Annotated in this window: 28 protein-coding genes and 1 riboswitch; of the genes, 1 reads left to right on the forward strand and 27 read right to left on the reverse strand. The window is 47.8% G+C overall.

Features of this window, described 5'->3' with window-relative positions:
- Window positions 1-2: 2 nt before the first annotated feature.
- The 26 genes from ACM1ND_RS24685 to ACM1ND_RS24810 form a co-directional block, all read right to left on the reverse strand.
- Complete coding sequence (locus ACM1ND_RS24685) at window positions 3-548, reverse strand: F0F1 ATP synthase subunit delta (RefSeq protein ID WP_023990708.1); 546 nt, start codon at window positions 546-548, stop codon at window positions 3-5.
- On the reverse strand, window positions 545-1,033 hold the full coding sequence (gene atpF, locus ACM1ND_RS24690) for a F0F1 ATP synthase subunit B (RefSeq protein WP_023990709.1): 489 nt from the start codon (window positions 1,031-1,033) through the stop codon (window positions 545-547). Before atpF ends, ACM1ND_RS24685 begins: the two co-directional genes overlap by 4 nt.
- Window positions 1,034-1,142: 109 nt before the next feature.
- Window positions 1,143-1,367: a F0F1 ATP synthase subunit C gene (gene atpE, locus ACM1ND_RS24695; protein ID WP_007432750.1), complete on the reverse strand. Its 225-nt coding sequence runs from the start codon at window positions 1,365-1,367 to the stop codon at window positions 1,143-1,145.
- 104 nt (window positions 1,368-1,471) lie between these two features.
- A complete protein-coding gene (atpB, locus tag ACM1ND_RS24700; RefSeq protein ID WP_028542178.1) occupies window positions 1,472-2,296 on the reverse strand; it encodes a F0F1 ATP synthase subunit A in 825 nt (274 codons plus the stop codon).
- Between the two features lie 29 nt (window positions 2,297-2,325).
- The gene (locus tag ACM1ND_RS24705) at window positions 2,326-2,706 is read right to left on the reverse strand and encodes an ATP synthase subunit I (RefSeq protein WP_013312329.1); all 381 of its coding nucleotides are present in this window, start codon (window positions 2,704-2,706) and stop codon (window positions 2,326-2,328) included.
- Window positions 2,699-2,953, reverse strand: a complete 255-nt coding sequence (locus tag ACM1ND_RS24710; protein WP_023990711.1) for an AtpZ/AtpI family protein — start codon at window positions 2,951-2,953, stop codon at window positions 2,699-2,701. Before ACM1ND_RS24710 ends, ACM1ND_RS24705 begins: the two co-directional genes overlap by 8 nt.
- A gap of 171 nt (window positions 2,954-3,124) precedes the next feature.
- Window positions 3,125-4,294: a non-hydrolyzing UDP-N-acetylglucosamine 2-epimerase gene (wecB, locus tag ACM1ND_RS24715; RefSeq protein ID WP_023990712.1), complete on the reverse strand. Its 1,170-nt coding sequence runs from the start codon at window positions 4,292-4,294 to the stop codon at window positions 3,125-3,127.
- Window positions 4,295-4,404: 110 nt separating this feature from the next.
- Window positions 4,405-5,034, reverse strand: a complete 630-nt coding sequence (gene upp / locus ACM1ND_RS24720) for a uracil phosphoribosyltransferase (RefSeq protein WP_013312332.1) — start codon at window positions 5,032-5,034, stop codon at window positions 4,405-4,407.
- Between the two features lie 356 nt (window positions 5,035-5,390).
- Complete coding sequence (locus ACM1ND_RS24725; RefSeq protein ID WP_023990713.1) at window positions 5,391-6,656, reverse strand: ABC transporter substrate-binding protein; 1,266 nt, start codon at window positions 6,654-6,656, stop codon at window positions 5,391-5,393.
- 15 nt (window positions 6,657-6,671) lie between these two features.
- Window positions 6,672-7,508 (reverse strand): carbohydrate ABC transporter permease, encoded by an 837-nt coding sequence (locus ACM1ND_RS24730; protein ID WP_023990714.1) that lies wholly within the window; start codon window positions 7,506-7,508, stop codon window positions 6,672-6,674.
- Window positions 7,508-8,389: a carbohydrate ABC transporter permease gene (locus tag ACM1ND_RS24735; protein WP_023990715.1), complete on the reverse strand. Its 882-nt coding sequence runs from the start codon at window positions 8,387-8,389 to the stop codon at window positions 7,508-7,510. Before ACM1ND_RS24735 ends, ACM1ND_RS24730 begins: the two co-directional genes overlap by 1 nt.
- A 174-nt stretch (window positions 8,390-8,563) precedes the next feature.
- A complete protein-coding gene (gene glyA, locus ACM1ND_RS24740) occupies window positions 8,564-9,814 on the reverse strand; it encodes a serine hydroxymethyltransferase (protein ID WP_013312336.1) in 1,251 nt (416 codons plus the stop codon).
- A 120-nt stretch (window positions 9,815-9,934) separates the two neighbouring features.
- On the reverse strand, window positions 9,935-10,522 hold the full coding sequence (locus tag ACM1ND_RS24745; RefSeq protein ID WP_023990717.1) for a TIGR01440 family protein: 588 nt from the start codon (window positions 10,520-10,522) through the stop codon (window positions 9,935-9,937).
- 220 nt (window positions 10,523-10,742) lie between these two features.
- Window positions 10,743-10,824, reverse strand: a riboswitch (ZMP/ZTP riboswitch).
- A 78-nt stretch (window positions 10,825-10,902) separates the two neighbouring features.
- The gene (locus tag ACM1ND_RS24750) at window positions 10,903-11,487 is read right to left on the reverse strand and encodes a low molecular weight protein arginine phosphatase (protein ID WP_023990718.1); all 585 of its coding nucleotides are present in this window, start codon (window positions 11,485-11,487) and stop codon (window positions 10,903-10,905) included.
- 104 nt (window positions 11,488-11,591) lie between these two features.
- Window positions 11,592-12,152: a manganese efflux pump MntP family protein gene (locus ACM1ND_RS24755; RefSeq protein ID WP_023990719.1), complete on the reverse strand. Its 561-nt coding sequence runs from the start codon at window positions 12,150-12,152 to the stop codon at window positions 11,592-11,594.
- Between the two features lie 142 nt (window positions 12,153-12,294).
- On the reverse strand, window positions 12,295-13,542 hold the full coding sequence (locus tag ACM1ND_RS24760) for an L-threonylcarbamoyladenylate synthase (RefSeq protein ID WP_071558131.1): 1,248 nt from the start codon (window positions 13,540-13,542) through the stop codon (window positions 12,295-12,297).
- Window positions 13,543-13,696: 154 nt separating this feature from the next.
- Window positions 13,697-14,389 carry a stage II sporulation protein R gene (spoIIR, locus tag ACM1ND_RS24765; RefSeq protein WP_076156423.1) on the reverse strand — a complete coding sequence of 231 codons (693 nt, stop codon included), beginning with the start codon at window positions 14,387-14,389 and terminating at the stop codon, window positions 13,697-13,699.
- Between the two features lie 257 nt (window positions 14,390-14,646).
- On the reverse strand, window positions 14,647-15,840 hold the full coding sequence (locus ACM1ND_RS24770) for an FtsW/RodA/SpoVE family cell cycle protein (protein WP_028542184.1): 1,194 nt from the start codon (window positions 15,838-15,840) through the stop codon (window positions 14,647-14,649).
- Between the two features lie 75 nt (window positions 15,841-15,915).
- Window positions 15,916-16,815: a peptide chain release factor N(5)-glutamine methyltransferase gene (gene prmC, locus ACM1ND_RS24775; protein ID WP_023990722.1), complete on the reverse strand. Its 900-nt coding sequence runs from the start codon at window positions 16,813-16,815 to the stop codon at window positions 15,916-15,918.
- A gap of 3 nt (window positions 16,816-16,818) precedes the next feature.
- Window positions 16,819-17,886 (reverse strand): peptide chain release factor 1, encoded by a 1,068-nt coding sequence (gene prfA, locus ACM1ND_RS24780; protein WP_023990723.1) that lies wholly within the window; start codon window positions 17,884-17,886, stop codon window positions 16,819-16,821.
- A gap of 271 nt (window positions 17,887-18,157) precedes the next feature.
- Entirely contained in the window at window positions 18,158-19,258 is a 1,101-nt protein-coding gene (gene ychF, locus ACM1ND_RS24785; RefSeq protein WP_023990724.1) for a redox-regulated ATPase YchF, read from the reverse strand.
- Window positions 19,259-19,391: 133 nt separating this feature from the next.
- Entirely contained in the window at window positions 19,392-19,883 is a 492-nt protein-coding gene (locus ACM1ND_RS24790; RefSeq protein WP_053326273.1) for a GNAT family N-acetyltransferase, read from the reverse strand.
- Complete coding sequence (gene fni, locus ACM1ND_RS24795; RefSeq protein ID WP_053326274.1) at window positions 19,880-20,980, reverse strand: type 2 isopentenyl-diphosphate Delta-isomerase; 1,101 nt, start codon at window positions 20,978-20,980, stop codon at window positions 19,880-19,882. Before fni ends, ACM1ND_RS24790 begins: the two co-directional genes overlap by 4 nt.
- Before the next feature lie 311 nt (window positions 20,981-21,291).
- On the reverse strand, window positions 21,292-21,783 hold the full coding sequence (locus tag ACM1ND_RS24800) for a DMT family transporter (protein ID WP_023990727.1): 492 nt from the start codon (window positions 21,781-21,783) through the stop codon (window positions 21,292-21,294).
- 59 nt (window positions 21,784-21,842) lie between these two features.
- The gene (locus ACM1ND_RS24805; protein ID WP_053326275.1) at window positions 21,843-22,547 is read right to left on the reverse strand and encodes a Crp/Fnr family transcriptional regulator; all 705 of its coding nucleotides are present in this window, start codon (window positions 22,545-22,547) and stop codon (window positions 21,843-21,845) included.
- A 59-nt stretch (window positions 22,548-22,606) separates the two neighbouring features.
- The gene (locus tag ACM1ND_RS24810) at window positions 22,607-23,032 is read right to left on the reverse strand and encodes a DMT family transporter (protein WP_023990729.1); all 426 of its coding nucleotides are present in this window, start codon (window positions 23,030-23,032) and stop codon (window positions 22,607-22,609) included.
- Between the two features lie 235 nt (window positions 23,033-23,267).
- On the opposite strand from ACM1ND_RS24810, the gene ACM1ND_RS24815 reads away from it, so the two are divergent.
- On the forward strand, window positions 23,268-24,764 hold the full coding sequence (locus ACM1ND_RS24815) for a phospholipase D family protein (protein WP_053326276.1): 1,497 nt from the start codon (window positions 23,268-23,270) through the stop codon (window positions 24,762-24,764).
- Window positions 24,765-24,797: 33 nt separating this feature from the next.
- Here the strand turns inward: ACM1ND_RS24815 and cls are convergent, their stop codons facing one another.
- Window positions 24,798-26,309: a cardiolipin synthase gene (gene cls / locus ACM1ND_RS24820; protein ID WP_023990731.1), complete on the reverse strand. Its 1,512-nt coding sequence runs from the start codon at window positions 26,307-26,309 to the stop codon at window positions 24,798-24,800.
- Between the last annotated feature and the right edge of the window lie 60 nt (window positions 26,310-26,369).

Raw genomic sequence — 26,369 nt, forward strand, 5'->3', positions numbered from 1 at the left:
TTCTATACTCGTCTGTTAAAGGATTTCTCGAGACGATCCAGCTTGCCGGCCAGACTGCCGTCGTACAGTGTATCGCCGATAACCACTTTCAATCCGCCCAGTAGACTCGGGTCCACTATATTTTCCACACGGATTGTTTTATGTTCACGGGCTCCGAATTCCTCGGCTACCGCTGTTTTTTCCTGATCACTTAAAGCATAAGTCGAATACACCTTTGCATGAGCAATTCCCAGCTTGTATGCCTGAATATCGAGGTATCCGGCAAGGAGAGATTCGAACAAATCTGCTCTACTACGCTGAATCAACAGCTTGATCGTGTTAATTAGCGAGGCAGAAAGCTTGCCTTCAAAACTGTTAGCCAGAACTTGAAGCTTGACCGCTTCCGTAATGTTAGGAGAATTAATGAATTTACGGATTTCAGCATCCCCCGATACAGCCTCTACAAAAGCACGTAGCTCCTGCTCGGTTTCCATAATTGTCTGTTCCTGCTCTGCCACTTCAAACAAAGCTTTCGCATACCGTTTGGCTACTACCGTATCCCGGCTCATGCTTTGCCTCCTACCTCTTTAAGGTATTGGTCGACAAGCTCTCCCTGGACTTGGTCTTCCTTGATTTCCTTTTGAATCAGTTTGGAAGCAATTTGTACCGAAGCTTTACCCACTTCGCTGCGCAGTTCGGCAACCGCCTTATTACGCTCGCTTGTGATTTCACGAACAGCTTCGTCTTTCAGGCGGACAGCTTCGTCTTTAGCCTGAACAATAATTTGCTCCGCTTGTTTGTTACCTGTTTGTTTTGACTGCTCGATAATGTCGTACGCTTCCTTACGTGCCTGCTGGAGAGCCTGCTTTTGCTCCTCAACATAAGCAGCAGCCTGTTCACGCGTCTGTGCCGCTTCATTCATTTGCTGTAATACAAGCTGACGCCGCTTCTCCATAACGGAAAAGAGAGGGCCGAATGCATAACGCGTCAGTAACCAGTACAAGATCAAAAATGCAATGATTGTGAAAACGATACTTGTCCAATTTAAACTCAATTGAAGTCACTCCTTTCCGGTGAACGTCGGTTCTGGATCTTTCATGTTCAAACGAACAAAGAAGGCGCGGATGGCTGTGCCTTCCCCGCCAAACCTTGCTTCCATTCAATTAAGCACCTGCGTAGAAAATGAATGCCAGAACGACCCCGATGATTGGCAGGGCTTCGACCAGACCTACACCGATAAACATTACCGTTTGCAACGTTGCTTTTGCTTCAGGCTGACGAGCGATACCTTCAACTGTTTTACTTACGATCAGACCGTTACCAATACCTGCGCCCAAAGCGCCCAAACCTACTGCGATTGCAGCTGCGATATATGCCCAAACTCCCATTTTAAAAATCCTCCTTAGTGATGTGTATTTATATTGTACATGTATTTGCAGTTAAGAGCGAAGCGTACTCCTGAACTTAACTAAAAACCGGAAAACGAGCTTGTCTAATGCTCTTCTTCATGCGTGTCAATGGACTGCGAAATGTATACAAACGTCAGAATCGTGAAGACGAACGCTTGAATACTGCCGACAAAGATACTAAATCCTTGCCAAACAACGAGTCCCAATACGGAAGCAATCCAGCCTCCTACACCAAGTGCTGTCAATTTCAGCAGAACACTGATCAAAACTTCGCCGGCAAAAATATTACCGAATAGACGCATACCATGTGTCAATAGTTTTGAGAACTGCTCAATCAAGTTAATTGGCAAAAAGAATGGAAATGGCTGAACGTAATGCTTGAAGTAAGCTTTGGTATTGCGGAAGATTCCCAGGAAATGAACCAGGACAAAGATCATTAAAGCGAGTCCAATAGATACCCCTGCATCTGCAGTAGGTGATTTCCACCAGCTGATGCCTACATGGGCAGCTTCGCCTGGGTGAGACGCCTGTGCTTGTTCTAATGCTTCTTTGACTGGAATGATTTCATGTCCAAATACTTGGGCACTTTGCGCATTATCGAATTCGGTCACAATCCCGAACGGTAAGCCCAGCATATTCCCCACGAAAATGAACATGATCAGCGTCATCCCCAAGGAGAGGAATGGCTTCCCTTTTTTCAAATCCATCGTGCTGGTAATCAGTCCTTGAACGAATTCTACGACCCATTCCATAAAATTTTGCAACTTGCTTGGATTGTCCACAGACAAATTGCGCGTTGCAGCAAATGCCAGTCCAAATACAATCGCACAAGTCACAATAAGCATAATAATGACGGACAAGTCAATGTTAAACCCGCCCAATTGGATAATCGGTGATTCATGCAACATGTTTTCTCACCCCTTTCTCAGTTGAGCCATCATTTTTCCTGAAGCGCGAATATGATGCCTATAATTAACAGAAGAAATTGCCCAGTCACCAGGCTTGCCATTACAGCGATCTCATGGAAATAGGCCGGAAATTCTATCGCCAGCACCACTGCCAAAATTGAGGTCCCTAATCGAACGCCAAAGCCAATACCAAACACTCTCTTCTTTCTTTCACCGGCGGCCGCACTCGCAACCTGTCGAATTTTGTAGGCCATATACAGCACATTTAGACAGCTTACTCCCGTTCCCAGAATGATTCCGTGAGCAATGTCACGATGTTGGGGCATGAAGGCGGAGACCAGGAAACACAGAGCCATAATACCAAGCGCTACGATCCATAACATTTTTTGCATACGGGTCATCTCATTCATGGTTATCCCTCAGTACCTTTCCGATCACAAGGGCAATACTTAATGCGCCTACAACCAAGCCTGCGAGAACGCTTACGCCAATCCAAATTCCGGAGCCACCAAGTTTGGCATCAAGCCATTTTCCTGCATAGAAACCACCCAGTGTGCATATCGCCAAATCAATGCCGATCGCGCTCACCAGTCCTATAGCCTTAAAGGCATTTCCGGTGTTATTTCGGTTGTTGTTTTGCTTGGAAGGTTTGACCACTTTTCCATGTCACCCCTGCAATTCCAGTCCATTTTACTTAAATATAAGATACTTTGTCAATTGAGATATTTTAGTGCCCTAAAGTATAAAATCAAACGACAAAGCATCTTAAATTGCTGTATCCCTTGGTAACCGTACAGTTTAACTGTATGCTTGCCTTGTAAAGAATAATTATATCGGACGAACACCTTTTGTGAACATTGTGTGAAATTCTTCAGGGCGTTCGGATTGAACACCATAATGGTGCAAAATCGCATTGACAATTCTTACTGATGCTTGGCCATCGCCGTAAGGATTCGCTGCTTGGCTCATAGATTCGTACAACGCGGAATCTGTCAAAAGTGCCTTGGTCCGATTGTACACGTTCTCTTCACTCGTACCCACCAGTTCCAAGGTGCCCGCTTCAATTCCTTCCGGTCTTTCAGTCGTATCACGCAGCACCAGAACAGGTACTCCGAACGAAGGCGCTTCTTCCTGAAGCCCACCGGAATCCGTAAGGATCAGATGTGTATGTGGGTAAAAATTGTGCAGATCCACAACATCCAGCGGATCAATCAGCTTAATACGCGGATGGTTGCCTAAAATCTCAAATGCAGGTTCCTTCACAGCCGGGCTCGGATGAACCGGGTAAACAATAGCGATATCCTCAAACTCATCCGCAATTCGCTTAACCGCATTAAAAATCTGACGATGCGGTTCCCCTTGGGATTCCCGGCGATGTGCTGTCATAAGAATCAGGCGTTTGCCCTGAGCCCAGTCCAGTACGGGGTGCTCGTAATCCTGGCGAACCGTATACTGAAATACGTCAGTTACTGTATTGCCTGTAACATATATTCGCGATTCAGGCTTATTTTCCTTCCGCAAATTTCCAGCCGATAAAGAAGTAGGCGAGAAATGCAGATCAGACAGCACGCCTGTGAGCTGACGGTTCATTTCTTCAGGATATGGAGAAAGCTTGTTCCACGTCCGCAAGCCTGCTTCCACATGCCCTACTTCAATCTGCTGCATAAAGGCTGCATAGCTGGCGAGGAAAGTGGTCAGCGTATCGCCGTGAACCAACACGATATCGGGCTTGGCCTCACGCAATACAGGTTCCAGACCTTGAAGTACCCGCATGGAGATTTCATTCAGTGTCTGGCGATCCTTCATTACGTCCAGATCATAGTCAGGGTGAATATTGAAAACTTCCAGAACCTGATCAAGCATCTGGCGATGTTGAGCCGTAACGCATACCACGGACTCGATATGCTCCGGGTGACGCTGAAGCTCCAAAATAAGAGGAGCCATCTTAATCGCTTCCGGACGCACACCAAAAATTGTCATCACTTTGATTTTGGACATTTTCTGTTGAACCCCTTTTCATAATAAATGTCCGCTTCACAGATCTTCCATTATTCAGAAAAATGACCTGTCATAACGTCCATAGATTTTGCCGAACCGCCAAAGGCAGTCTACTTGGTTCCGTACAAGCGGTCTCCCGCGTCACCAAGACCTGGAATGATGTATCCATGATCATCCAGACGCTCGTCCAATGCAGCGACGTAGATGTCTACATCAGGATGCGCATCCTGCACAGCTTTGACTCCTTCAGGAGCAGCAATCAGATTCATCATTTTAATTTGAGTGCAACCTCTCTTTTTCAACACATCAATCGCCGCAATTGCCGAGCCCCCCGTTGCAAGCATCGGATCAATCACGATCAATTCACGCTCAGTTACATCTGTAGGCAGCTTCGTATAGTATTCTACGGGTTGCAGCGTCTCAGGATCGCGGAACAGTCCCACATGGCCTACCTTTGCTGCAGGCAGCAGCTTTACTACGCCATCCAGCATACCCAAGCCTGCACGCAGAATCGGAATAAGACCCAGCATACGTCCTGAAATCACTTTACCTTCTGTCTCAGCAACCGGTGTCTGCACCGTAATGCTTTCCAGCGGGATATCCCGTGTAATTTCATAAGCCATCAATGTTGCTACTTCATCCACCAGCTCGCGGAAATCCTTGGTGTTTGTCCGCACATCGCGGATAAATGTAAGTTTGTGTTGGATCAAAGGGTGATCGCAAACCACCAGTTTCGCCATAATATATTCCCTCCGGTATTATCGTCACGTTCTTTCGCGCCAGCATATCGAACTATCCTGAGTCGAAAGGATCTATGTAACCTATTTGTACAAACCAAATAAGCACAGATGCAATGCGTGCCTGTAAATCCTGTTTATTATAACATTCCCTTGATTGATTTAACACCTGCCACCGCAACCTTTTGTCAAGGGAAAGATATGACATGTAAAATACTTATTAAGACCACTTCACGTGTGACTTTCGTCACATAAAAACACATCAAAAAGGCCCTGACGGCACTTGACCGTCAAAGCCTGTGGACTTTAAGCTTCCTGCCCGACCTATCCCCTTTGCATCCTCATGCAGCGCTATTCTTTTATCTATACTTCAAATTGTCCCATGCTCCCTGAAATTGCTGAAGCATTTCATCCTTCGTGATAACCCCTGCAATATAGGCTTGCATACTACTGCTTAAATCCTGATTCAGCCCCTTCGGGAAGCGTTGGAAGTTCCAGCTCCATATCTTGCCTTCCCTCACGTGCCGAGATATTTCTGCACCTAGATCGCCTGTCGTCTCGTCACTGGACGTGATACTTTTGAAGGCGGGAACAAACTTAAATTCCTTGGTGATATAATGCTTGCCTGTTTCTGATGTGACCAACCAATTGAGGAATTCTTTTGCCTCCTGCTTCACAGGCGAATTTTTGTTGACCACCCAGTTCGAGGCTACTCCGACAGCGAGTCTACCTCCTGTGGAGGGATCATTGTCTATAGGAGCAGGCAGAATACCCAAATTCAAGTTAGGATTAATTCCATCCATTTGCGGTTGCGTCCAGTTCCCCTGGTGCATCATAGCAGCCTTACCTGTCGAAAACAGTGTCACTTGTGTATTGTAATCCGTCGTGAGCGGATTGCGGTTCCCATATTTTATAGTCAGGTCAAGCAACTTCACCCACTGATCGAACACGGGGTTACCGGGGATGCGAGCCGTCCCTTTGTTTAAATCTGCAACATAACTTTCCGGGTTCGGCTGTCTGGCAAACGGGATATTGATAAAATGGTTTCCCAGAACCCACCATTCCGCATACCCGTTAGCAAAAGGTATAATCCCTGCTGCTTTCAGTCGCTTAGCTGCTTCCTCCAGTTCATCTATCGTCTGAGGCAATTTGGTTATGCCCGCTTTTTTGAACAAATCCTTGTTATAAACAAAACCAAATCCTTCTAGGTTCATAGGCTGTCCATAAATCTTACCGTTAACCGTCATCGGCTTACGAGCAAAATCGTCCAGGTCCTTCACCCATGGCTGATCCGACAAATCCTCCAAGTACTCCAGCCACGTATCGCGGTCCTGGTAGCCCTCATTTGTAAAAATGTCCGGCTGATCGCCTGATGCGAATTTAGCCTTCAACGAAGCACCATAGTCCGTACCACCACCGACAGATTGGATATCCAGCTTGATGCCAGGGTGCGTTTTTTCATATTCTGCCTTCAGCTTATTTAGCGGTTCCGAAATCTCTACTTTGAATTGATAAATGTGTATCGTTTTCGTCTCACTCTGTTGAGCCTTCGTATTTCCACAACCTGCAAGTGTACATGCGAGCAGCACCATCAAGGAGATGACAAGTAACGCTGTTTTTTTCATCGGTTATCCCTCCCATCAGCCTTTGACCGCACCGGCTGCAATGCCAGAAACGATGTATTTTTGCATCACCAGAAAAAACACAACAACTGGCGCGATCCCCAATACCAGTGCTGGCAGCGCCAAATCCCATTGCTTGGTGTACTGACCAAACAACATATAGGTTGCAATCGGAATGGTGCGCAACTCTGGAACATTCAAAATGAGTGAAGGCAACAGATAGTCATTCCAGATCCATAAGGTGTTCAAAATAAGTACGGTTACGAACATAGGCAGCAGCAGTGGACAAACGATGCGAAAGAACACCCCGTACCGGGATGAACCGTCCACCCTTGCCGCCTGCTCGATCTCAATAGGTACCGTTTTAATAAAGCCATGAAAAAGAAAAACGGACAAAGGCGCTCCAAAACCCAGATAACATAAGATCAGTCCCGGTATACTGTTGTTCAAGCTCAATACGTTGGACACTTCCATAAGCGGCAACATAATTGATTGAAAAGGGACTACCATCGCAGCCACAAGCAAACCGAATAGGCAACGATTAAAAAGAGTGTCATGCCGAACCATCTGGTAAGCGGCCATTGAGCTGATTAGCAGCAAAAGCGCATTACTGACGATCGTGACAATCAGTGAATTCCCCAGTGCTGTGGGAAAGTTTATTTTATTCCAGGCGTTAGCATAGTTTTCAAAACGGAAGGTTGTCGGCCACGAAGCGGAATGGGCCAAAATGTCGCCAAAGGATTTAACGGAGTTTACGAGCAAAAAATAGAACGGAACCAGAAAGATTAACCCGATCACAATAAGCAATAATTCAGCAGCCCATGTGCCCAAACGATAGTTTGACGTTTTTCCCATTACATTTCGACCTCCTTTTTCTTCGTGAGACGCACCTGAATGCTGGTAATGATCGCAACGACCACAAAGAAAATCATAGCTTTGGCAGTCCCTAATCCAAGTCGATTATTTGTAAACGCTTCATTATATATGTCCAACGCTACAGACTCTGTCGACTTGAAAGGTCCCCCCTTCGTGAGAGCCAAATTCAACTCAAATACTTTAAAGGACCAGGATATCGCCAGGAACAAGCAGACGGTCACCGCTGGCATAATAAGTGGCACTACAATATGACGCAAAATCTGTCTTCGGCTCGCACCGTCGATTTGGGCCGATTCAATAAGGGCATGCGGGACATTATTTAACGAGGATATGTAAATAACCATGAGATAACCTGCATATTGCCATACAAACACAATGACAGTCCCCCAAAAAGCAGTTGGCCCATCACCCAGCCACGGCAGTTTAAAAAAGGAAAGCCCTGTCGCCTCTCCTACCGCAGAAAAGCCTCGTACAAAAATAAATTGCCAGATAAAACCGAGCAGCAAGCCGCCAATCATATTGGGCAAAAAAAATACAGTTCGCAGTGCATTACGGGTACGCAGCGGTTTGGTAAGTGCATAGGCTAGGAAAAAGCCAATCAGGTTTGTCAGAATGACACCACATACGGTAAACCGGACCGTAAACCAGAACGCATTACGGAAATCTGGATCATCCCTAAAAATATGAACGTAATTCCCTAGTCCGAGCCATCGGATATTTTCAGATACTCCATCCCAGTTCGTCATGGAATAATACAGCCCCAGCAGGAACGGAATGACCATAATCAAGACGAAAAACAACGCCATCGGTCCCACAAATACGAGTTGCTGCAATAATTGCGCGGATTTTCTTTGACTCAATGCAATCACTCCTTTGTCGTAGATCATGAAGGAAAGCGCGCATAAACCCTTACTGTAATCGCTTATTACCCAAAAATGTATGTTTCGAGTCGTTCGGAAGCAAAAAAAGGCTGTTCTCCTCCGGCTTATGGAAGGAAAACAGCCTTTAACATAAAGATTATGAATATCGATGAATTAGTATTGAGTTCCTGGATAGATCGGGAACTTGTCTGTCAACTCGCCAACCGCTTGGCTTGCTTTGGACAATACAGTATCATCTTTCGGGTTTTTAAGGGTTTCAGCAATGATTTTACCGATTTTGACCATAGCCTCTTCATCCATACCACGAGATGTTGCAGCAGGTGTACCAATACGAATTCCGCTTGTTACGAATGGACTGGTCGGGTCAAAAGGAATCGCATTTTTATTGACCGTGATGCCCACGGAATCCAATACATGCTCCGCTTCTTTACCTGTGATATTCAAATTGCGCGTATCCAACAGCATCAGATGGTTATCCGTACCACCGGATACAATGTTAATCCCCTCAGCCAGCAGTGTTTCAGCCAGCACCTGTGCGTTGCGGACTACGTTTTGCGCATAGGTTTTGAACGATGGCTGGAGCGCTTCACCCAAAGCAACCGCTTTGGACGCGATCACATGCATCAGTGGCCCCCCTTGAGTACCAGGGAAAATAGCTTTATCAATCGCTTGCGCCCATGCTTTGCGAGTCAGAATCAGACCCCCACGCGGACCACGCAGCGTTTTGTGTGTCGTTGTTGTTACAAATTGGGCATGCGGAACTGGACTTGGGTGAATTCCCGCTGCCACAAGACCTGCGATATGTGCCATATCCACCATGAACAAAGCACCTACATCATTGGCAATGGAAGCAAAAGCTTCAAAATCAATAGTACGCGGATATGCACTCGCGCCAGCTACAATCAGACGAGGACGGTGCTTGAAGGCTGCCTTGCGCACTTCATCGTAGTCGATGCGGAAGTTGTCTTCGCGTACACCATAGGCAGCAAAGTTATACAACAAGCCGGAAGCGTTAACCGGACTTCCGTGTGTTAAGTGGCCACCATGCGCCAGATTCATACCCAGTACAGTATCTCCAGGTTTGAGAGCTGCCAGATACACCGCCATGTTGGCTTGTGCTCCAGAGTGAGGCTGCACGTTAGCATGCTCGGCGCCGAACAGTTCTTTCGCGCGGTCACGTGCGATGTCTTCAACGATATCTACATGCTCACAGCCACCATAGTAGCGTTTGTTCGGATAACCTTCAGCATATTTATTCGTCAGCACGGAGCCCATAGCTTCCATTACTGCTTCACTGACAATGTTCTCGGATGCGATTAGCTCGATATTGTGGCGTTGTCGTTTCAGTTCAAGTCCCATTGCTTCCATCACTGCCGGGTCACTTTTACGCAGGTGTTCCATCATGATTGATTACTCCCTCTCCATAGTCAATTGTCGGATATACAAGCAAACGCCTGCTCCTCTGTTGGGTACCTCATCATCAATGCAAAAAAGATTAGTACAAACATGCCGCCATGCCAAATGCTAATCGCAGTTTCCGCCGACTTCTTGCTCCAGACTGTACACCGCCCGTTGTCCGCCAATAAGTGGAGGACGGGTGAACGCTGCTGTCACACGTGCTTCGCCAATCCAGCGAAGGCTTGGGCGAAACGGAACAGCAATGGGTCGCAGATGCATGCCAATCAGCGTTTCGCCGATGTCTATCCCGGCATGAGCCTGCACGTTCGCCGCCAAACACGCGTCGCTCATAGAACGATAGGCGACGGTAGCCATAGAGCCTCCTGCTGTACGAACAGGAACAGCTGCAACCTCCATCAGTCCCAATCGCTCCAGCACAGCCCGTTCAACGACCAGCGCTCGGTTCAAATGCTCACAGCATTGAAACGCCACATCAAAGCCATACTCCCTGCGAACAGACTCTACTCCAGACAACAGTTGCTGAGCCACATCGAGCGCTCCCGCCGTACCAATCCGACTTCCAGCCACTTCACTTGTGCTAACGCCGATAACCAGCAGGCGACCAGCCTTGAGACTGGCTGCTTCTGCGATTTCCCGCACGACAGAAGTGGTCTGTGCTTCCAGCGGAATCTCATGATCTAATTGTTCCACCATTGGAACCTCCTTTGGTTGAACAGCCTCTCAGAGACTAGGCACGGTCTCATGCCCCAAGTTCAACACACTCTCTCCTGATCACAATCTGACTATATTATAGCCGATGTTTCAGATTTCGAGCAGAAAAAATGGAAGAATCTTTAATGGAATCAACTCTCAGCTAAAAATCTGGCATAACTTGTATATGAAAAAAAGAGCAGTCCACACCTATGTGGAATTGCTCTTTTGCCCAGGCGACCGGCCGTATATCCGATGCTCCATCGTGGTTAATCCCACTTTTGTCGCCAGTTACATCGGATTCTCATTTTTCCACCTTATCTTAACGGATTAACCGCCGAAAATCAACAGATTCCGTACAAAACAGATGAGTAATACCAATTTTATTCGGAAGATGCCTTTAGCTTGTCCAGCAGCTTATGCAGTGCCGTACGGATTTCCGCAGCTGTGACATCGTAATCTTCTCGCGAACCGCCAAACGGATCAGAAATATCAAAGCCCGGAATCCGTTGGTGTAATTCAATCATTCGTTCACGCTCCTGCGCCGATAGCTCTTGTCCGAGTGAAGCCATCAACTGCTGTGAAGCATATAAACTATCCAACTCCTGTACATCATTCAACACCGCATCCCGGTTCTCCACATATTCCTTAAGCGTAAATACTTTGCCCGCCGTTTGGGGAAAGCGCTGAATTACGTGCTGTTTATGTCCTTGCGTCAAGGTTAAGATCAGATGCGCCCACCCGGCAAGCCCGTCGCTCAAAGAGGTTGAAGTGATCTGATCGGATATATCATGATCACGTAGAACCGCCTCTGCATGTCGGGATATCGGCGTGCCTTCCATCGCGGCTACTCCCGCAGAACGTACTTCCAGTTCTAGCCCATGCTCAGCAGCCAACTTACGCAGCATCCCTTCAGCCATTGGACTGCGACAGGTATTCCCTGTGCATACGAATAAGATATTCTTCAACGTTTTCACCCCCCGTATGTTAAAAAAATATATAAACAGAGGATTACTATAGTTCTAATCCCTTACTATAATCCTGCATTTATTTTACACTGTCTACGCTAAAATCAAAACATAAACATAAAGCCGAATGCCAGCAAAATGGCACCGCCCACTGCTTCTCCATAATCTCCTAGATTGCGGCTGACCTTGCGACCCAGCAGCAGACCCAACATCGCCATTGCTCCCCCGCAAAAACCAAACGCCAAAACGGACAGCACCAGATCACTTTGGAACATACCTAGTGACACTCCTACAGAAAATGAGTCAACGCTCACCCCAAGTGCAAACAGCAAAAGGCCTAAAGGCGAACGATGATCCAATACCTGTACGCCGTCCCCTTTAAAGGAATTATACACCATATGCCCGCCCAAAAGGATGAGTAACCCCCCTGCGAAGTAGGCCGTCACATGACCTAATAAAGAACTCATATAATGGCCTGTGAACATTCCCAGCAATGGCATCAGAATGTGAAAAAAGCCAATAACAGTACTGATGCGCAGCACGTCTCGCAGGCGTATCCCCTTCATGCCGATCCCTACGCCCAGCGATAACGCATCCATTCCTAGCGCTACCGCCATGATCAGAATCGTTACAACCTGCCCGGCATGGGCAGAGGCTGCCAGCATACTCCATCCCTCCATTATCCGTCTGTTCTTGTACACGTTATGCGGACAAGGGGGAAATCAGTACAAGCATACACTGAAAGTACCCAATACCGAGATGAGGAGGGAGGAAAATTTAATATAAGAGGCTCTGATTCGACAGAAGCTACAAGCGGACGATTCGGTGACCTGCCGCTTTAAGCAGGCGGTTCATGACGGCGTCTCCCAATCCTTTCGGCGGACAGGATTCCGCCAAAATGTAGGTGACGCCGTCCTCGTCGCAGCGGCGCAGCACGCCGTACAGGCGCTGCGCTGCCTCATGGAGCGCGTCCAGCTTGCCTAACGTGTAGACGCGCTCTCCGGCGTAGCCGGCGGCATGCTCGTCGAACGCGAGCACTGCCGTGCGCTCCCCGCGCGCGGAAGCCTCCGCCAGCGCGGCGCGAATCCAGCCCGTCACCTCAACGGACGACGGGCCTTGTACCACGCTCAAGCGGCCTCGCGGCGCGTAGTGCGTGTACTTCATGCCTGGCGAGCGCGGCGCCGGGCTGTCCGCGTCTTCCCCGGGCGTAGCGGCCAACGCCGGGTCCAGCACGACAGCGCGAGCAACCGCAGCGAGCTGCTCAGCCGTCACGCCGCCGGGGCGCAGGATGGTGACGGTTCCGTCGTCACCCGCCTGCACTACCGTGGACTCCAGCCCCACCCCCGTGGGACCTCCGTCCAAAATGCCGCCGATGCGGCCCTCCAGATCCTCCCGCACATGCTGTGCAAGGGTGGGACTGGGTCTTCCCGACCGGTTGGCGCTTGGCGCAGCCAGTGGACAACTCGCTTCAGCGATCAAACGAAGCGCTATCGGATGATCCGGCATGCGCACACCAACCGTGTCCAGCCCGGCTGTCACACGCGATGACAGTGCCTGCGGCACTACCGGCAATACGAGAGTCAGTGGTCCCGGCCAGAACATATTCATCAGCGCTCGGGCTGTATCGTTTATTTCTGCTACCATACCCTCTAATTGATCAACATCAGAAATATGTACAATGAGCGGGTTATCGGAAGGGCGTCCTTTGGCAGCAAATACCGCCTCCACCGCTTTTGTACTACGCGCATCGGCCCCCAGGCCGTACACGGTCTCCGTAGGAAAGGCTACCGTCTCTCCAGCTTGGAGGAGTAAGGCGGCCTCGCGTATGCCCTTTTCCGCCGCAATCCGAGCCTGTTCATCCCAAATTTCGTCAGAAACATCCCCGTCAGTGTTGCTCACAGGAACCAAACATCTTACATCCCACCATTGTGTATGGGAAGACTTCAATGCCTGCTTCAGCTCGCGAATTCCCTGTTCATCTAGCTTTTGCTCAGGTTTTTCCTTTTGCACAAATTCTCCGCGCAAGTCTTGCATTTGATTCGATTTATCGCTCATATCAGATCATCCCATATCTTATTGTCATACAGGCCAGTGATTTCGTTTGATCCCCATAAAGCTACTTTGAAAGATCAGTTCATTTGGCTCTGCCATGTGTATATCTATCGTAAGCTCCATTATAGCATATGGGGAAACTTACACTCCTCAACGTTTAGGCAAACAAACCACTCACCCAGTTACACAGTCCCGTAAGTGCATCCCACAGAAAAAAACGTACTTCCGGCTCCTTGTCAGTAGCATTCGTCCGACTATCTCCGTGATTCGTTTTTGCTGATACAGTTTGTGCCGTTGCTTCCCCACTGCCTGCATCAATAAAACATAGCGGAGGAAACAGCACGCACCACCAATTTTGACCTTTTCCTTGCCCCAGCGTAACCCGAAGTGCCTCATAATTCCCTGCCGGGTAGACAAGACCACCGTACATTTTCGTTGGGAAAGGTACGCTCGCCAGTTCCACCTGATGATCATACGCAATGCCGCGACGAGCCAGTTCCATACCTACCAAACGGTCAATTTCAGGTAAATGAGCATCAATCAATGATCTCGCTTGGTCTAAGCTTTGCGGGTTTTCCAGCTCACCCACCCAGGCATTCATCTGCTGTACAATAGCGTCCCGTATTTCGCGTTTAACCAGCTGATCCTCCGGACGATCCGAATTGGCCAAAATACGCAGTCGAATGGAGTCATGTGGAATCACATTCAGCCCTGTTGTAGCTACTCCTGATGCTAAGGTTCCTCTTGTTCCAGTGGTCATAGCAGCATCCGTCTTTTGACCTTCCCAAGACATCATTAATATCGAAATACAAAATAGTATCATTGCAGCTTGCTTGATCCAATTTCTCATCTTCGTCTCCCCCAAACCCAAACTCTATCATGTCTATCAGTCTGTCCGGTTTGGGAGAGTCTAAACCTATGATTCTTGTAAAAGATTCAGGACCACTTTACAGATTTTTTCAAAAATACCCTCAAATCATGCTACACCAAGCTTCTGACCCTCACCGAGGAATATGAAAAAGCCCAGATTTCACAATCTGGACTCTCTCGTTGCACCGTTTCAACTCACACAAATACCAATCATTATCTAGCCACATTCCACCTGTACTAGGCTTTTTTCGCCTTCGTCAAGCTTAGTCTGGAAGGCTGTGGCAGATCATCCTCCAGCTCTTGGCCGTGCACCTTAATACTCATAACCAAGCCGATACTAGCCATGTTAATAAGCAACGAGGTACCACCATAACTTATGAACGGGAGCGTAATCCCCGTAAGCGGCATAATGCCCAGAAACGCACCAATATTCTCAAAAATCTGGTACAGCAACATGGACACAATCCCGACAATAATATACGGTCCGGCGCGATCCCGGCATTCCAGCGAAATCAGGATCATGCGGTGAATCAAAATAAAATATAACAATAGCAGCACTGAAGAGCCTACAAAGCCAAATTCCTCCGCTACGACCACAAAAATAGAATCCGCGTACGTATAAGGAACACGCCCGGACTGTACTGAGGTTCCTTGCAAAAAGCCCTTGCCCATCATCCCGCCAGAGGCTATCGCCAGCTTGGCATTTTTGGTATGATAAGACGCCTTCGCGGTTGCCTCTTCCGGTACCAACCAAGGGTCCAAACGCTCAACCCAGTGACTACGGCCAATCCCCTTCATAAAGGAATCAATCTCATCGTGAAACGAAATATAAGCTTTGATCCCGCCGCCAACAGCGACTGCAAATACTATGAATCCGATCAACGCATGGGATGCCTTCACATTACCAATCCATAGCATACCGATGACGATGACAATATAACCGAGCGCATTACCCAAGTCATTTTGTGCCATAACCATGGCAAACGGGACAAAGCTCACCAGTGCGACCGGAAGAACATCCTGAATAAAATACAGCTTGCTCTTGCGCTTTTTGATCAGCATATAAGTCAGAAAAACGATAAGGACCAGCTTGAATACCTCAGCAGGCTGAAGATTCAAGCCACCAATTTTCAAAAAGCCCTGAGAGTTGTTAACCGTCCCGCCAAAAAATCCGAGACCCAACAAGAATATTCCGCCTCCATATACGTACAAGGCTTTTTTAATGAATATCCGAAAATCGACCATCGCTAAACCCAAAATCGCCACAAAACCCAATATATAATACCCGATCATCTTCTGGTAGTCATTGCCGTGCTCTGCCAAGTTCGTAGGGCCCCTACCTGCGCTGTATACCGTTATGATACTAATCGCCATGAGCAAAACCAGAATAAAGATAACCGGACCGTCAATTTTTTTCAATTTCTGAAGCATGATTTCCCCCTGAGCCGTTTCTCGGTCATACTCCTCTTATTCTAAAGGAAAGACTCGCAAAAAGAAAATGCAGCACTACTCCGAGACACCTAGGACATGTCGCTCGATCCCTGCAAGGTCAGGAACGATTATAATGTTCTTCCAATGACCTGCCTGTGCCAGCAGACCAGCCACGTCTCTGGCCTGTCCCATCCCCAGCTCAAACCCGATTAGCCGCGGCGGAGCCTGAAGGAGTCCGAGCTGTTCCAGCATTGCCCGATACGGGCCGAGCCCGTCAGGACCACCATCCAACGCCATCCGCGGCTCATGGTCGCGTACCTCTGGCTGTAAGCCAGCGATGTCAGCAGCCGGGATGTACGGCGGGTTGGACACGAGAATGTCCACCGCCGTTCCCACGAACGGCGCCAGCAGATCGCCCTCGCGGAATTCTACGGCTGCGCCGTTCGCAGCAGCATTATGAGTCGCTACTTTTAACGCGGCAGCCGAAATATCCCCTGCCGCCACGCGCCAGCTCGGTCGCTCAGCCGCCAGCGTCACGGCAATCGCACCGCTGCCTGCGCCGATGTCGAGCGCCTGCGGAGCGCCGCTTGGCCACAGCCGGTCGCCGTGCTGGAGTATCGCCTCGACGAGCAGTTCTGTCTCGGGGCGCGGAATCAGCACCGACGGCGAAACCGCGAACGGGCGGCCATAAAATTCCTGCCGTCCGATAATATACTGCGCCGGTTCACCCGCAGCTTTGCGGGCTATAATCCGTTCCCACGCCTCCTTGACGGAGGAAGGGAACGAATCACCCAGAGCAGCGTAAAACGCCGTGCCTTCCAACCCGAGCACATGCTCCAGCAGTAAGCGGGCATTGTGCTGCGGCTCCAGAACACCACAGCTTCCTAAAAAAGAAGAAGCCTCAACTAAGGCTTCTCTGACACTCATGTTCCGTTCCGGCGACATCCGATACACACAATCGCGTTCGTTCCCCAAAACTTAAACCTCTTGTTCCATCAAATCAGCCTGCTCTGCAATCGTGAGCGCTGATACGATTTCTTCGATCTCCCCGTTCATCACCTGGTCCAGCTTATGCATAGTTAGTCCAATACGATGATCCGTTACACGGCTTTGCGGGAAGTTGTAGGTCCGGATACGCTCACTGCGGTCTCCAGTACCTACTTTGCTCTTACGCTCGCCTGCATATTTGGCTTCCTCTTCCTGACGCAGCATATCCGAAATACGGGCACGCAAAACTTGCAACGCCTTCTCCTTATTGGAGTTCTGGGATTTGCCGTCCTGACAGGTTGCCATAATACCTGTAGGCATATGTGTCACACGCACCGCCGACTTGGTCGTATTAACGGACTGCCCGCCTGCACCGCTGGAACAGAACGTATCCACGCGAATATCCTTGTCGGAAATTTCAATATCCACTTCTTCTGCCTCAGGCATAACGGATACTGTAGATGTCGACGTATGAATACGTCCACCTGATTCCGTCGTCGGAATCCGCTGTACGCGGTGTGCTCCGCTTTCGAATTTCATTTTGCTGTATGCACCACGGCCGTTAATCATGAAAATAACCTCTTTAAAGCCCCCGAGATCATTCATGTTTGCGTCCATCAGCTCTACACGCCAGCCTTGGGTATCGGCATAACGAGTATACATCCGATACAAGTCAGCTGCGAACAGTGCCGCTTCGTCACCACCCGCTGCACCACGAATCTCGATAATAACGTTTTTATCATCATTCGGGTCCTTCGGCAGCAGCAAAATACGAATTTTTTCATCCAGCTCCCGCTTGCGAACACTAAGTTCATCAATCTCCATTTTGACCATTTCACGCATCTCGTCGTCCAGCTTTTCACCCTGCATGGTTTTTGCAGCTTCCAGCTCTTCAACGACATTTTTATATTCGGTATATGCTTCATAAGCAGGCTGTAAATCAGACTGTTCTTTGGAATAATCTCTAAGTTTTTTGCTATCGTTCGCTACATCCGGATCGCAGAGCAGTTCGCTCAGTTTATCGTAGCGGTCCGCCAATGATTGCAATCGGTCCAACAAGCGATTCACCTCTTCAGTTAAATTAATATGAAACCAGCTTCAATTTCACTGGCTACAGCTCTTTATTATACCAACTAATTCATGAATTAGCTACAAGAAATACTGACTAATTTAGGATTTTGCAAAAATCCACACAACATGCAATACAATAAAAAGTCGCCGCCCTAATATAGGCAGCGACCACATAATCTAGCACATTTCAGAACACACATACATTGAATCATCGTCTTTTATATATCCGAATCGAGCATTGTACTCTGGAAATTATATATTAAACATTAAAACGGAAATGCATAACGTCTCCGTCCTGCACTACATATTCCTTACCTTCCAGACGAAGCTGACCACGTTCCTTAGCCCCGTTCATCGAACCAGCAGCGACCAAATCGTTGTAGGATACAACCTCGGCACGGATAAATCCGCGTTCAAAATCCGTATGAATTACGCCCGCAGCACCCGGTGCTTTCGTTCCTTTGTGAATAGTCCAAGCGCGTACTTCCTGCACACCTGCTGTGAAATACGTATACAGGCCCAGCAAGCGATAAGCTGCTTTAATCAGACGGTTCAATCCGGATTCAGCTAATCCCAGCTCCTCAAGGAACATCGCCTTGTCTTCGCCTTCCAGCTCAGCAATTTCAGATTCTACCTTGGCGCTGATCGGCACCACTTCTGCATTTTCATCTATGGCAAAATCGCGTACCTTTTGCACATATGGATTGCTGTCAGCTTCCGTTACGCCATCTTCGCTGACATTAGCTGCGTACAATACAGGCTTCATCGTAAGCAAATGAAGATCGCGTACAATCAACCGTTCTTCATCCGACAATTCTAAGCTACGCGCCGGTTTATCAGCATACAGCGATTCCTTGATCCGCTCCAGCACTTCAACCTCTTGGGTGTACTGCTTGTTGCCACCCTTCATGTTTTTGCGGGAACGTTCAATACGCTTGTCTACGCTTTCGATATCCGCCAGAATCAGTTCCAGATTAATGGTCTGAATGTCGCTGATCGGGTCAATTTTGCCGTCCACATGGGTAATGTTCTCATCTTCAAAGCAACGTACCACATGTACAATCGCATCCACTTCACGAATATGAGCCAGAAACTTGTTACCCAGACCCTCGCCCTTGCTCGCACCGCGCACAAGTCCTGCAATATCAACAAATTCAAATGCCGTTGGCACCGTTTTATTCGGCACAACCAGTTCGGTCAGCTTATCCAGCCGTTCGTCTGGTACTTCAACAACGCCTACATTGGGGTCAATCGTACAAAATGGATAGTTTGCGGATTCCGCACCCGCCTGCGTTATTGCGTTAAAAAGTGTTGATTTGCCCACGTTCGGCAAGCCCACAATCCCCGCTTTTAAAGCCATAATCAGAACAACTCCCGTTTATATAAAATATGCGTTATGCCATCCGTTAGTTTACCAACCCACATTATATATGAGAACCTATACACGCGGCAAGCATACGGTTATGAAATTCAGGATTTTGCTATATCCCTATTTAGATTTCTTTGCTCATCTGGATATCCGTAACCCGGTATCCCGATTTGCGATATACATGCAAAGCTCGCTCATTATGCCCAAATACATGCAAACCGATGCGGACAGCTCCCAGTCTGCGAGCCTCCTTTTCCAAAGCCTCCATCGCCAGCGTACCTAGACCTCTCCCCTGGTATGAATCGTATACAAGAATATCCAGTAGAAAAGCTTCTTTTCCTTGCGCGCCGTCCGTAATATTGAACCAGATATAGCCAGCTTCCTCCTGACTCTGCCCCCCGGCATCGGAAAACATCAACATATACAGGTGAGCATGAGGTGTGTCTAGCCTCTGTGGCAGGTATCGAGCAAAACTTTCTGCCGCACGTTCTGGTGCTTCTTCTACCGTCCATGTACCTGCTTGGATTTTCTCATCCGCATAGTCGGCAAGCGAGCGTTGTTCAAATCGATCATATTGCTCCGCATTCATCGGAACCAATGTAATAAGTCCGCTCATCCGTTTACCTTCTTTCTTAGTCGAGTCGTGTCTTTAAGCCCTTCTATTCCATCTACCCCAATCCCAAACATGACCGTTCGGAGTTCCAGCTCCACCTGCTCCAGGCGTGCTTCCAGTGCTTCGCTGGAGGCAACCGCCGAACCGAGCAAAGAACGCCCGAAGCCTGCCATGTCAGCCCCCAGAGCGAGCGCCTTCGCTGCATCGACACCGTCTCTCAGTCCACCGCTACCGATCAGAGCACCATGTGGCTGAGCAGCTCTAACTTCCACGATACAATCAGCGGTTGAATTTCCCCAATCCGCAAACGCCTCCGCTGCGGCACGACGCACAGGATCAGGATTACGAAATTTCTCCACTTGGCTCCAGCTTGTCCCACCTGCGCCAGCGACATCAATAAAGGCAGCACCCGCATCATACAGTCTCGATGCCGTCTCGCCATCTATGCCCCAGCCTACTTCCTTCACTCCTACAGGCACTGAAAGCTGACGACACAACTCCTCGATGCGCTGAAGCAGGCCGCTAAAATCCAAATTCCCTTCGGGCTGGAAAATCTCCTGCAATCCGTTCAAATGCAGCACCAACATATCTGCTCCGGCAATTTCCACTGCACGGCGACAATCGTCCACGCCAAATCCGTAGTTCAGCTGCACCGCGCCCAGATTGGCAAGGACCGGGATGCTGGGTGCTAGACGGCGAACCGCAAAGGTTGAAGCTAATTCTTCCCTTTCCACCGCAGCCCGTACCGAACCGACGCCCAGCGCCCAGCCGCGTCTCTCCGCTGTCTCTGCTAATCGCTCATTAATCGCTCCTGTCTCGGCGCTGCCGCCTGTCATGGAGCTAATAAGTAGCGGTGTTCGTACAGCCTGTCCTAAAAAGGTAGTATCCAGACGAACCTCGTCAAAATGCAACTCCGGCAGAGCGCAGTGCTTAAAGGCATATCGCTCTAGCCCGCTGGTGATGCCTTGTCCGGCCACATCTTCTTGCAAACAAAGGCGGACGTGCTCAATCTTCCGTTCGCCTGTCCGTGCGGCAGGTAACAAAGAGCCGGATCTATTAAAACCGTCAGGTGCTCCTTTTTCATTTTCTGTACTACTCATTTATGTTCCACCTCATCCAAAGTCACTCTGTTTATTGTATCAAGTTCAAGAAGCACAAATAAGACCGTTCCCGAACACGGTAACCGATCTATTTATCGTCTCTTATATCAAATATCGTAGCCCTTAATGTGGCTATTTTAAGATACTTTCATTGTATCATGGATGGAAAAATATATACACGATCGTGAACATTTTTTCTTTCGGAAACTCTACAGAAAAGCCGCTCCTAATTGAGCTGCCGCTTTTCTGCAAAATGCCTATTCGAAAGGACAATCCCTATCCCAGCAAGATAAAGGTCTTTACAATCTCCTTTATCCCTTCATCGAATCAGGTACAGATGAAATGCTTTCTGCTTGCTCCTTCGTACGCCCATGTCCAAATTTGAATACGAGAATACCACCGATAATGACCAATACTCCGATCAACTTATTAAAGGTAAACGGAATCTTTTCTAATCCCAGCCATCCTAACGAATCCCACAACAGGGCGGTACCTAATTGCGCCGTCAATACAATGGAGATCGCATAGGTCGGGCCAAGTCGCTTCATTCCTTGTACCAGACAGAACACAACACCGACACCAATCATGCCACTGAACCAGTACCACGGCTGCATATGCTGTAAAGCAAATGTATTTTTCCCTTCAAAAATAAGACTCCCGAGTAAGGAAGCCAAGAACCCTGTTCCCAGCACCAATGTTGTTGTGGCCCACGATCCTGTCCGTTCATTCACCTTATTATTGAATATCGTTTGCAGACTGACCAAGGCACCTGCGATAATCGCCAATACAATTCCTAATAACATATTTTAACTCTCCCTTGATGATCCCTGATATTCTTCTGCCTTTATCCTAAATGCTCCTATTACAATGATTCATAAATATTATGTCCTGCCAGTTCACTCAAACCTTTTCTGTCCCGAATGACAATGTAACCTTTGGTCCGTTCAACCCATCCATCTTCAATCATTTTGCGAATGACACGGTTGAGATGTCTATAGCTGGTTCCGATCAAATTCGCCACATCTACCAGACTAGATGCACGTAATTCCTCATGAAAAGCCGTATTCGATTCGTCAAAAGAAACCGATAGCAGGTAGCTCGCCAGCCTGACTTCCACCGGATACATGAGATTGAAACTGGAAAAGTCGGAGTCCAGGCAAAACTTTCGCGTGACAATATCCAATAGAAATTGCAGCAAAGGAGCATAGTCTCTGCCGTATTTGTTCATCCATTGGTGGTGAATACCGATCACATAGATCGGAGACACTGCCTCTACTGTGTTGATAACGTGACTACTCCGAATATATTCAACATCTCCTATGACCTCGATCGGTGTTTTGAAGCAAAGGATCAGGGTCTTCCCTTCTGTAGAACTGGTATAAATCTTGACCTTGCCCTGCACCAGTATATATAGATGTTCGATGGAGTCTCCCTGTGAACAGAGCCTTTCCCCTTGCTCCAAACGATGCAACGACAAATAAGGATGTAGTGGCTCGTAGAGTATGGATTCCAACTCATGCAGCTGCAAAAAATATTTTAGCTGCTCTTGATCCTGAATTTCTCTCATTCCTAAGCTCACCTTCAATTTCTACATACTAAGCTTTCTTTACAAGTTAAAATTCTATTTTAGAGCTTCAGAATAATTACACCCGCGATCATCATACCAATACCTATAAATTGTGGCAGTTTCATCTTTTGCTTCACTATACCGAACCATCCCTTGATATCTACCAAGAAGGTTAAACACAACTGCGCAATCAACAACGCCGAGATCGTGAACGTAACCCCAATATGTTGGATTGCCGTGACTTCACTAAATATAATAATAGCTGCAAAGGCACCGCCCCAAAGATACATTGGCTTTACCTGTTTCATTTCAGCTACATTACCATCCCTTGTAAACATCCAGACTAATGCTGCCAAAATAAAGCCTATTAGCTGAGTAACAGTGGCCGCCGGCCATGTACCGATATCCTGACTAATCCGTGTATTCGCTACCCCCTGTAGCGTAATACAAGCTCCTCCCAGAAAAGCAAACAAGATTCCTCTCATAAATCGTTATTCTCCCCATGTAAATGACTTTTCTATATATTAAAGTATAGGGCAGACTCTCTATAAAGGACATATGTCCTCAATGAATAGTAAAACATACTCCATTTCATTCCATTCAGTATCCGCGTCAATCCTGCACACTTGCGTTAATAACTTGACAGTATCCCATCATAAAACTGCATGTTCCGGCACGATAAAATGGAATGCAGTATTCAATTGAGGAGTTGATCGTCATATGACTACACGTGATCCGCTGCATTCTGTGCCGGAATATCAAAGAAAAACCGGGAAAAAGGGCCGTACTCTTAAAATCGCCATTCTGGTACTTATCCTCTGGCTGATTGCCGTCATGCTGTATCAGACCCATAAACCATTGCCTCCGTTCGTCTCTTATGAGAGTCAGGAGTATTCAACCCATGAGGTAAACTTCTGGACGGATTTGACCTATCCGACCGGGGATGGAAGCACTGCACAGCATGAAGGACAAATTTTGAATCGTATGCTCGGGATCATTGATGAAGCCCAACAATTTATCGTCATCGACCTGTTTCTGTTCAATGACTATAAGCATAAAGGTCAGCACTTCCCCCAAGTCAGCGCACAAATGACCGAGCATCTTATTGCCAAAAAGAAAGCTCATCCGGATATGCCTATCTTTTTCATTACAGATGAAGTCAATACCAACTATAATTCTGCCCCCAATCCTTTGTTGGAGAATATGAAGCGAGCAGGGATTCAAGTGGTGCAGACCGATGTAGACCCGTTGCGGGACTCCACCCCCATATATTCGGCAGTGTGGCGTACCTTTTTCCAATGGTTCGGGCAGCAGGGCACAGGCTGGATTCCCAACCTGATGGCCAGTGACGGACCTGATGTAACGGCTCGCTCCTATCTTAAGCTGTTAAACGTCAAGGCCAATCACCGAAAATTGGTTGCCAACGAACAGACAGCGCTCATTTCTACAGGCAACGTGCACGACGCGAGCGCCTATCACTCCAATGTAGCGCTGGAGGTGAAGGGGCCTATCATCGGAGACATTTTACAAACAGAGCAGGCGGTGTTGGACTTTTCGGGCGGTGGGCAGCTTCCTGCCTATACACCACAAGCCGAACCCAAAGTTCCATCGAGTAAGGACAGCTACCGGATCAAATATCTAACTGAGGGCAAGGTGTACACCTCAGTTCTGGATGGCATTGCGCAGACGAAAAAAGGTGACAGCATTCATATGGGCATGTTTTATTTGGCTGACCGCAAAGTATTGAACAGCCTGCTGGATGCCTCTGCGCGCGGTGTAAACATCCAATTGCTGCTGGACCCCAATGAAAACGCGTTTGGTCAGGAAAAAATCGGCATCCCCAATCGTCCGGTTGCCCAGGAGTTGTCCGATAAATCGGGCGGGAACATTCAAATTCGCTGGTATCATACCACCCATGAGCAGTTCCATACCAAACTGATTTATATCGCCAAGGCACAAGGAGAGCATATCATTTGGGGTGGCTCTACCAATCTGACCCCCCGTAATCTGGATGATTTGAATCTGGAAAATGAATTGTGGGTGGCCGCTCCGGCGGACAGCAAGCTGACCCGACAGGTTGCGGCCTATTTTGATAAGCTATGGAATAATCAGGGGGCTGAATACAGTTTGGATCTAGCAGCTTACGAGGATCATTCAACATTTTGGAAAGATATTATATACCGTCTACAGGATATTTTAGGCTTTACTACATTTTAACTACGGGATACTGCTGTAGCGAATTCGTTTATGTTACAGCAGCGGTGAAAGCAGCCGCGCGAGTGATTCCATCAAACGTTTGAACAGACGTTTTTTCATGAATTCTTCGCGTACGATCAGACTGGCAGAGTGCAAATCTCGTTCGTAGTCTGTTACCATCTGCTGCACACTGTGCGTTTGAATTAACAGAGCGTTAACTTCAAAATTCAAATGAAAGCTACGCATATCCATATTGGCTGTCCCGATGGTCGCAACTTCCCCGTCAATGATGAGGAGCTTGGAGTGGAGGAACCCTTTTTCATATTCATATACCTTGACTCCAACCTCCAGCAACGACTGGAAGTACGAATGAGACGCGAGAAACGGTAGCCATTTATCCGGTTTTGCGGGAAACAGAATACGCACGTCCAACCCGGACAAGGCAGCCATCCGTAAGGCAGTCAGGATATCTTCATCCGGGATAAAATAAGGAGTGGCAATCCAGACTGATTTTCGGGCAGATGTGATCATGGAGAAAAAGAGATTTTTAAGTACTCTCCGCTCATTATCCGGGCCGCTGGCAATAATCTGCACGCCTCCATCCGTAATGGGTTCAATATTGGGAGACAGATATTCGCTATCGAGCACCGACTCGCCCGTCATGTGAAGCCAATCCTGTAAAAATATAAGCTGCAACGTCCGCACAGCTTCGCCCTTCACAATCATATGCGTATCACGCCAAAAGCCGTAGGCTTTGTTGCGGCTGAGATACTCATCCCCTACATTTAGTCCACCAATTAATCCGATATTACCGTCGATAACTACAATTTTACGGTGATTACGATAGTTTACCCGGCTGGAGAAAAACAAGATCCGAGCACCACCGTATGCAACGACCTCTACTCCTGCATCTCTCATTTCCTTCAAAAATGACTTCGACAACTGAATACTGCCCACCGCGTCGTACATAAACCGAACCTTAACACCCGCTTTGGCCTTTTCGATCAAAATCTTCTGAATGCTGGTACCGATATCATCCGACCGGAAAATGTAATATTCCATATGGATATGATGCTGCGCCTTGCGCAGTTCTTCCAGCAAAGTGGAGAAGGTTTCATCTCCATTGTTCAGAATTTGAGTTTCTGTCGCAAAATAAATCGGGGAGCGGGCCAGTCTGCGGGCCAAACGCATCAACTGCTGCTGCTCATCTGTAAAGCAGGTCAGATCCCGTTTGACTCGCAAAGCATCCTTTTCAATGCGGTCGTAAGCCTGTTGGTCACGCAATGCCTTTTTGTCATACTTGCGACGCTTGAATACATTTTGCCCAAACAAAAAATAAAGAGGAAGTCCAACGACTGGCAGCAATGCCAGCAGCAAAATCCAGGACATCGTGGTGGAGGGATTACGATTCTCCGTAAAAATAATCAGACTGATGGAGATCACTGTCAGAGTGGAAAAAATACTGATGACAGTTCCTTCATTTTTGCCGATGTAATTAAACAAGCCAAAATAATAAATAATAAACACCATAGCCGCGATCAATACGGCCAGTAAGCTTCGCCTCATAACTAACCTCACTTCCAGTGGACTGCATTTGACAGGTATTCTTCATTATATTGTACATGA

The sequence above is a fragment of the Paenibacillus sp. JJ1722 genome (assembly GCF_048282685.1).
Taxonomy (GTDB): domain Bacteria; phylum Bacillota; class Bacilli; order Paenibacillales; family Paenibacillaceae; genus Paenibacillus; species Paenibacillus polymyxa_B.

Excerpts from the sequence above, each read along its gene's own strand:
- cls (WP_023990731.1), bottom strand. The coding sequence starts at position 26,309 with ATGAGGCGAAGCTTACTGGCCGTATTGATCGCGGCTATGGTGTTTATT.
- ACM1ND_RS24815 (WP_053326276.1), top strand. The coding sequence starts at position 23,268 with ATGACTACACGTGATCCGCTGCATTCTGTGCCGGAATATCAAAGAAAA.
- ACM1ND_RS24760 (WP_071558131.1), bottom strand. The coding sequence starts at position 13,542 with ATGAGCGATAAATCGAATCAAATGCAAGACTTGCGCGGAGAATTTGTG.
- fni (WP_053326274.1), bottom strand. The coding sequence starts at position 20,980 with ATGAGTAGTACAGAAAATGAAAAAGGAGCACCTGACGGTTTTAATAGA.
- ACM1ND_RS24800 (WP_023990727.1), bottom strand. The coding sequence starts at position 21,783 with ATGTTATTAGGAATTGTATTGGCGATTATCGCAGGTGCCTTGGTCAGT.
- ACM1ND_RS24725 (WP_023990713.1), bottom strand. The coding sequence starts at position 6,656 with ATGAAAAAAACAGCGTTACTTGTCATCTCCTTGATGGTGCTGCTCGCA.
- ACM1ND_RS24685 (WP_023990708.1), bottom strand. The coding sequence starts at position 548 with ATGAGCCGGGATACGGTAGTAGCCAAACGGTATGCGAAAGCTTTGTTT.
- atpE (WP_007432750.1), bottom strand. The coding sequence starts at position 1,367 with ATGGGAGTTTGGGCATATATCGCAGCTGCAATCGCAGTAGGTTTGGGC.
- ACM1ND_RS24810 (WP_023990729.1), bottom strand. The coding sequence starts at position 23,032 with ATGAGAGGAATCTTGTTTGCTTTTCTGGGAGGAGCTTGTATTACGCTA.
- spoIIR (WP_076156423.1), bottom strand. The coding sequence starts at position 14,389 with ATGAGAAATTGGATCAAGCAAGCTGCAATGATACTATTTTGTATTTCG.
- ACM1ND_RS24730 (WP_023990714.1), bottom strand. The coding sequence starts at position 7,508 with ATGGGAAAAACGTCAAACTATCGTTTGGGCACATGGGCTGCTGAATTA.
- ychF (WP_023990724.1), bottom strand. The coding sequence starts at position 19,258 with ATGGCTTTAAAAGCGGGGATTGTGGGCTTGCCGAACGTGGGCAAATCA.
- ACM1ND_RS24790 (WP_053326273.1), bottom strand. The coding sequence starts at position 19,883 with ATGAGCGGACTTATTACATTGGTTCCGATGAATGCGGAGCAATATGAT.
- atpB (WP_028542178.1), bottom strand. The coding sequence starts at position 2,296 with ATGTTGCATGAATCACCGATTATCCAATTGGGCGGGTTTAACATTGAC.
- glyA (WP_013312336.1), bottom strand. The coding sequence starts at position 9,814 with ATGATGGAACACCTGCGTAAAAGTGACCCGGCAGTGATGGAAGCAATG.
- ACM1ND_RS24805 (WP_053326275.1), bottom strand. The coding sequence starts at position 22,547 with ATGAGAGAAATTCAGGATCAAGAGCAGCTAAAATATTTTTTGCAGCTG.
- ACM1ND_RS24745 (WP_023990717.1), bottom strand. The coding sequence starts at position 10,522 with ATGGTGGAACAATTAGATCATGAGATTCCGCTGGAAGCACAGACCACT.
- upp (WP_013312332.1), bottom strand. The coding sequence starts at position 5,034 with ATGGCGAAACTGGTGGTTTGCGATCACCCTTTGATCCAACACAAACTT.
- ACM1ND_RS24755 (WP_023990719.1), bottom strand. The coding sequence starts at position 12,152 with ATGCTGGCAGCCTCTGCCCATGCCGGGCAGGTTGTAACGATTCTGATC.
- wecB (WP_023990712.1), bottom strand. The coding sequence starts at position 4,294 with ATGTCCAAAATCAAAGTGATGACAATTTTTGGTGTGCGTCCGGAAGCG.
- ACM1ND_RS24770 (WP_028542184.1), bottom strand. The coding sequence starts at position 15,840 with ATGCTTCAGAAATTGAAAAAAATTGACGGTCCGGTTATCTTTATTCTG.
- ACM1ND_RS24705 (WP_013312329.1), bottom strand. The coding sequence starts at position 2,706 with ATGAATGAGATGACCCGTATGCAAAAAATGTTATGGATCGTAGCGCTT.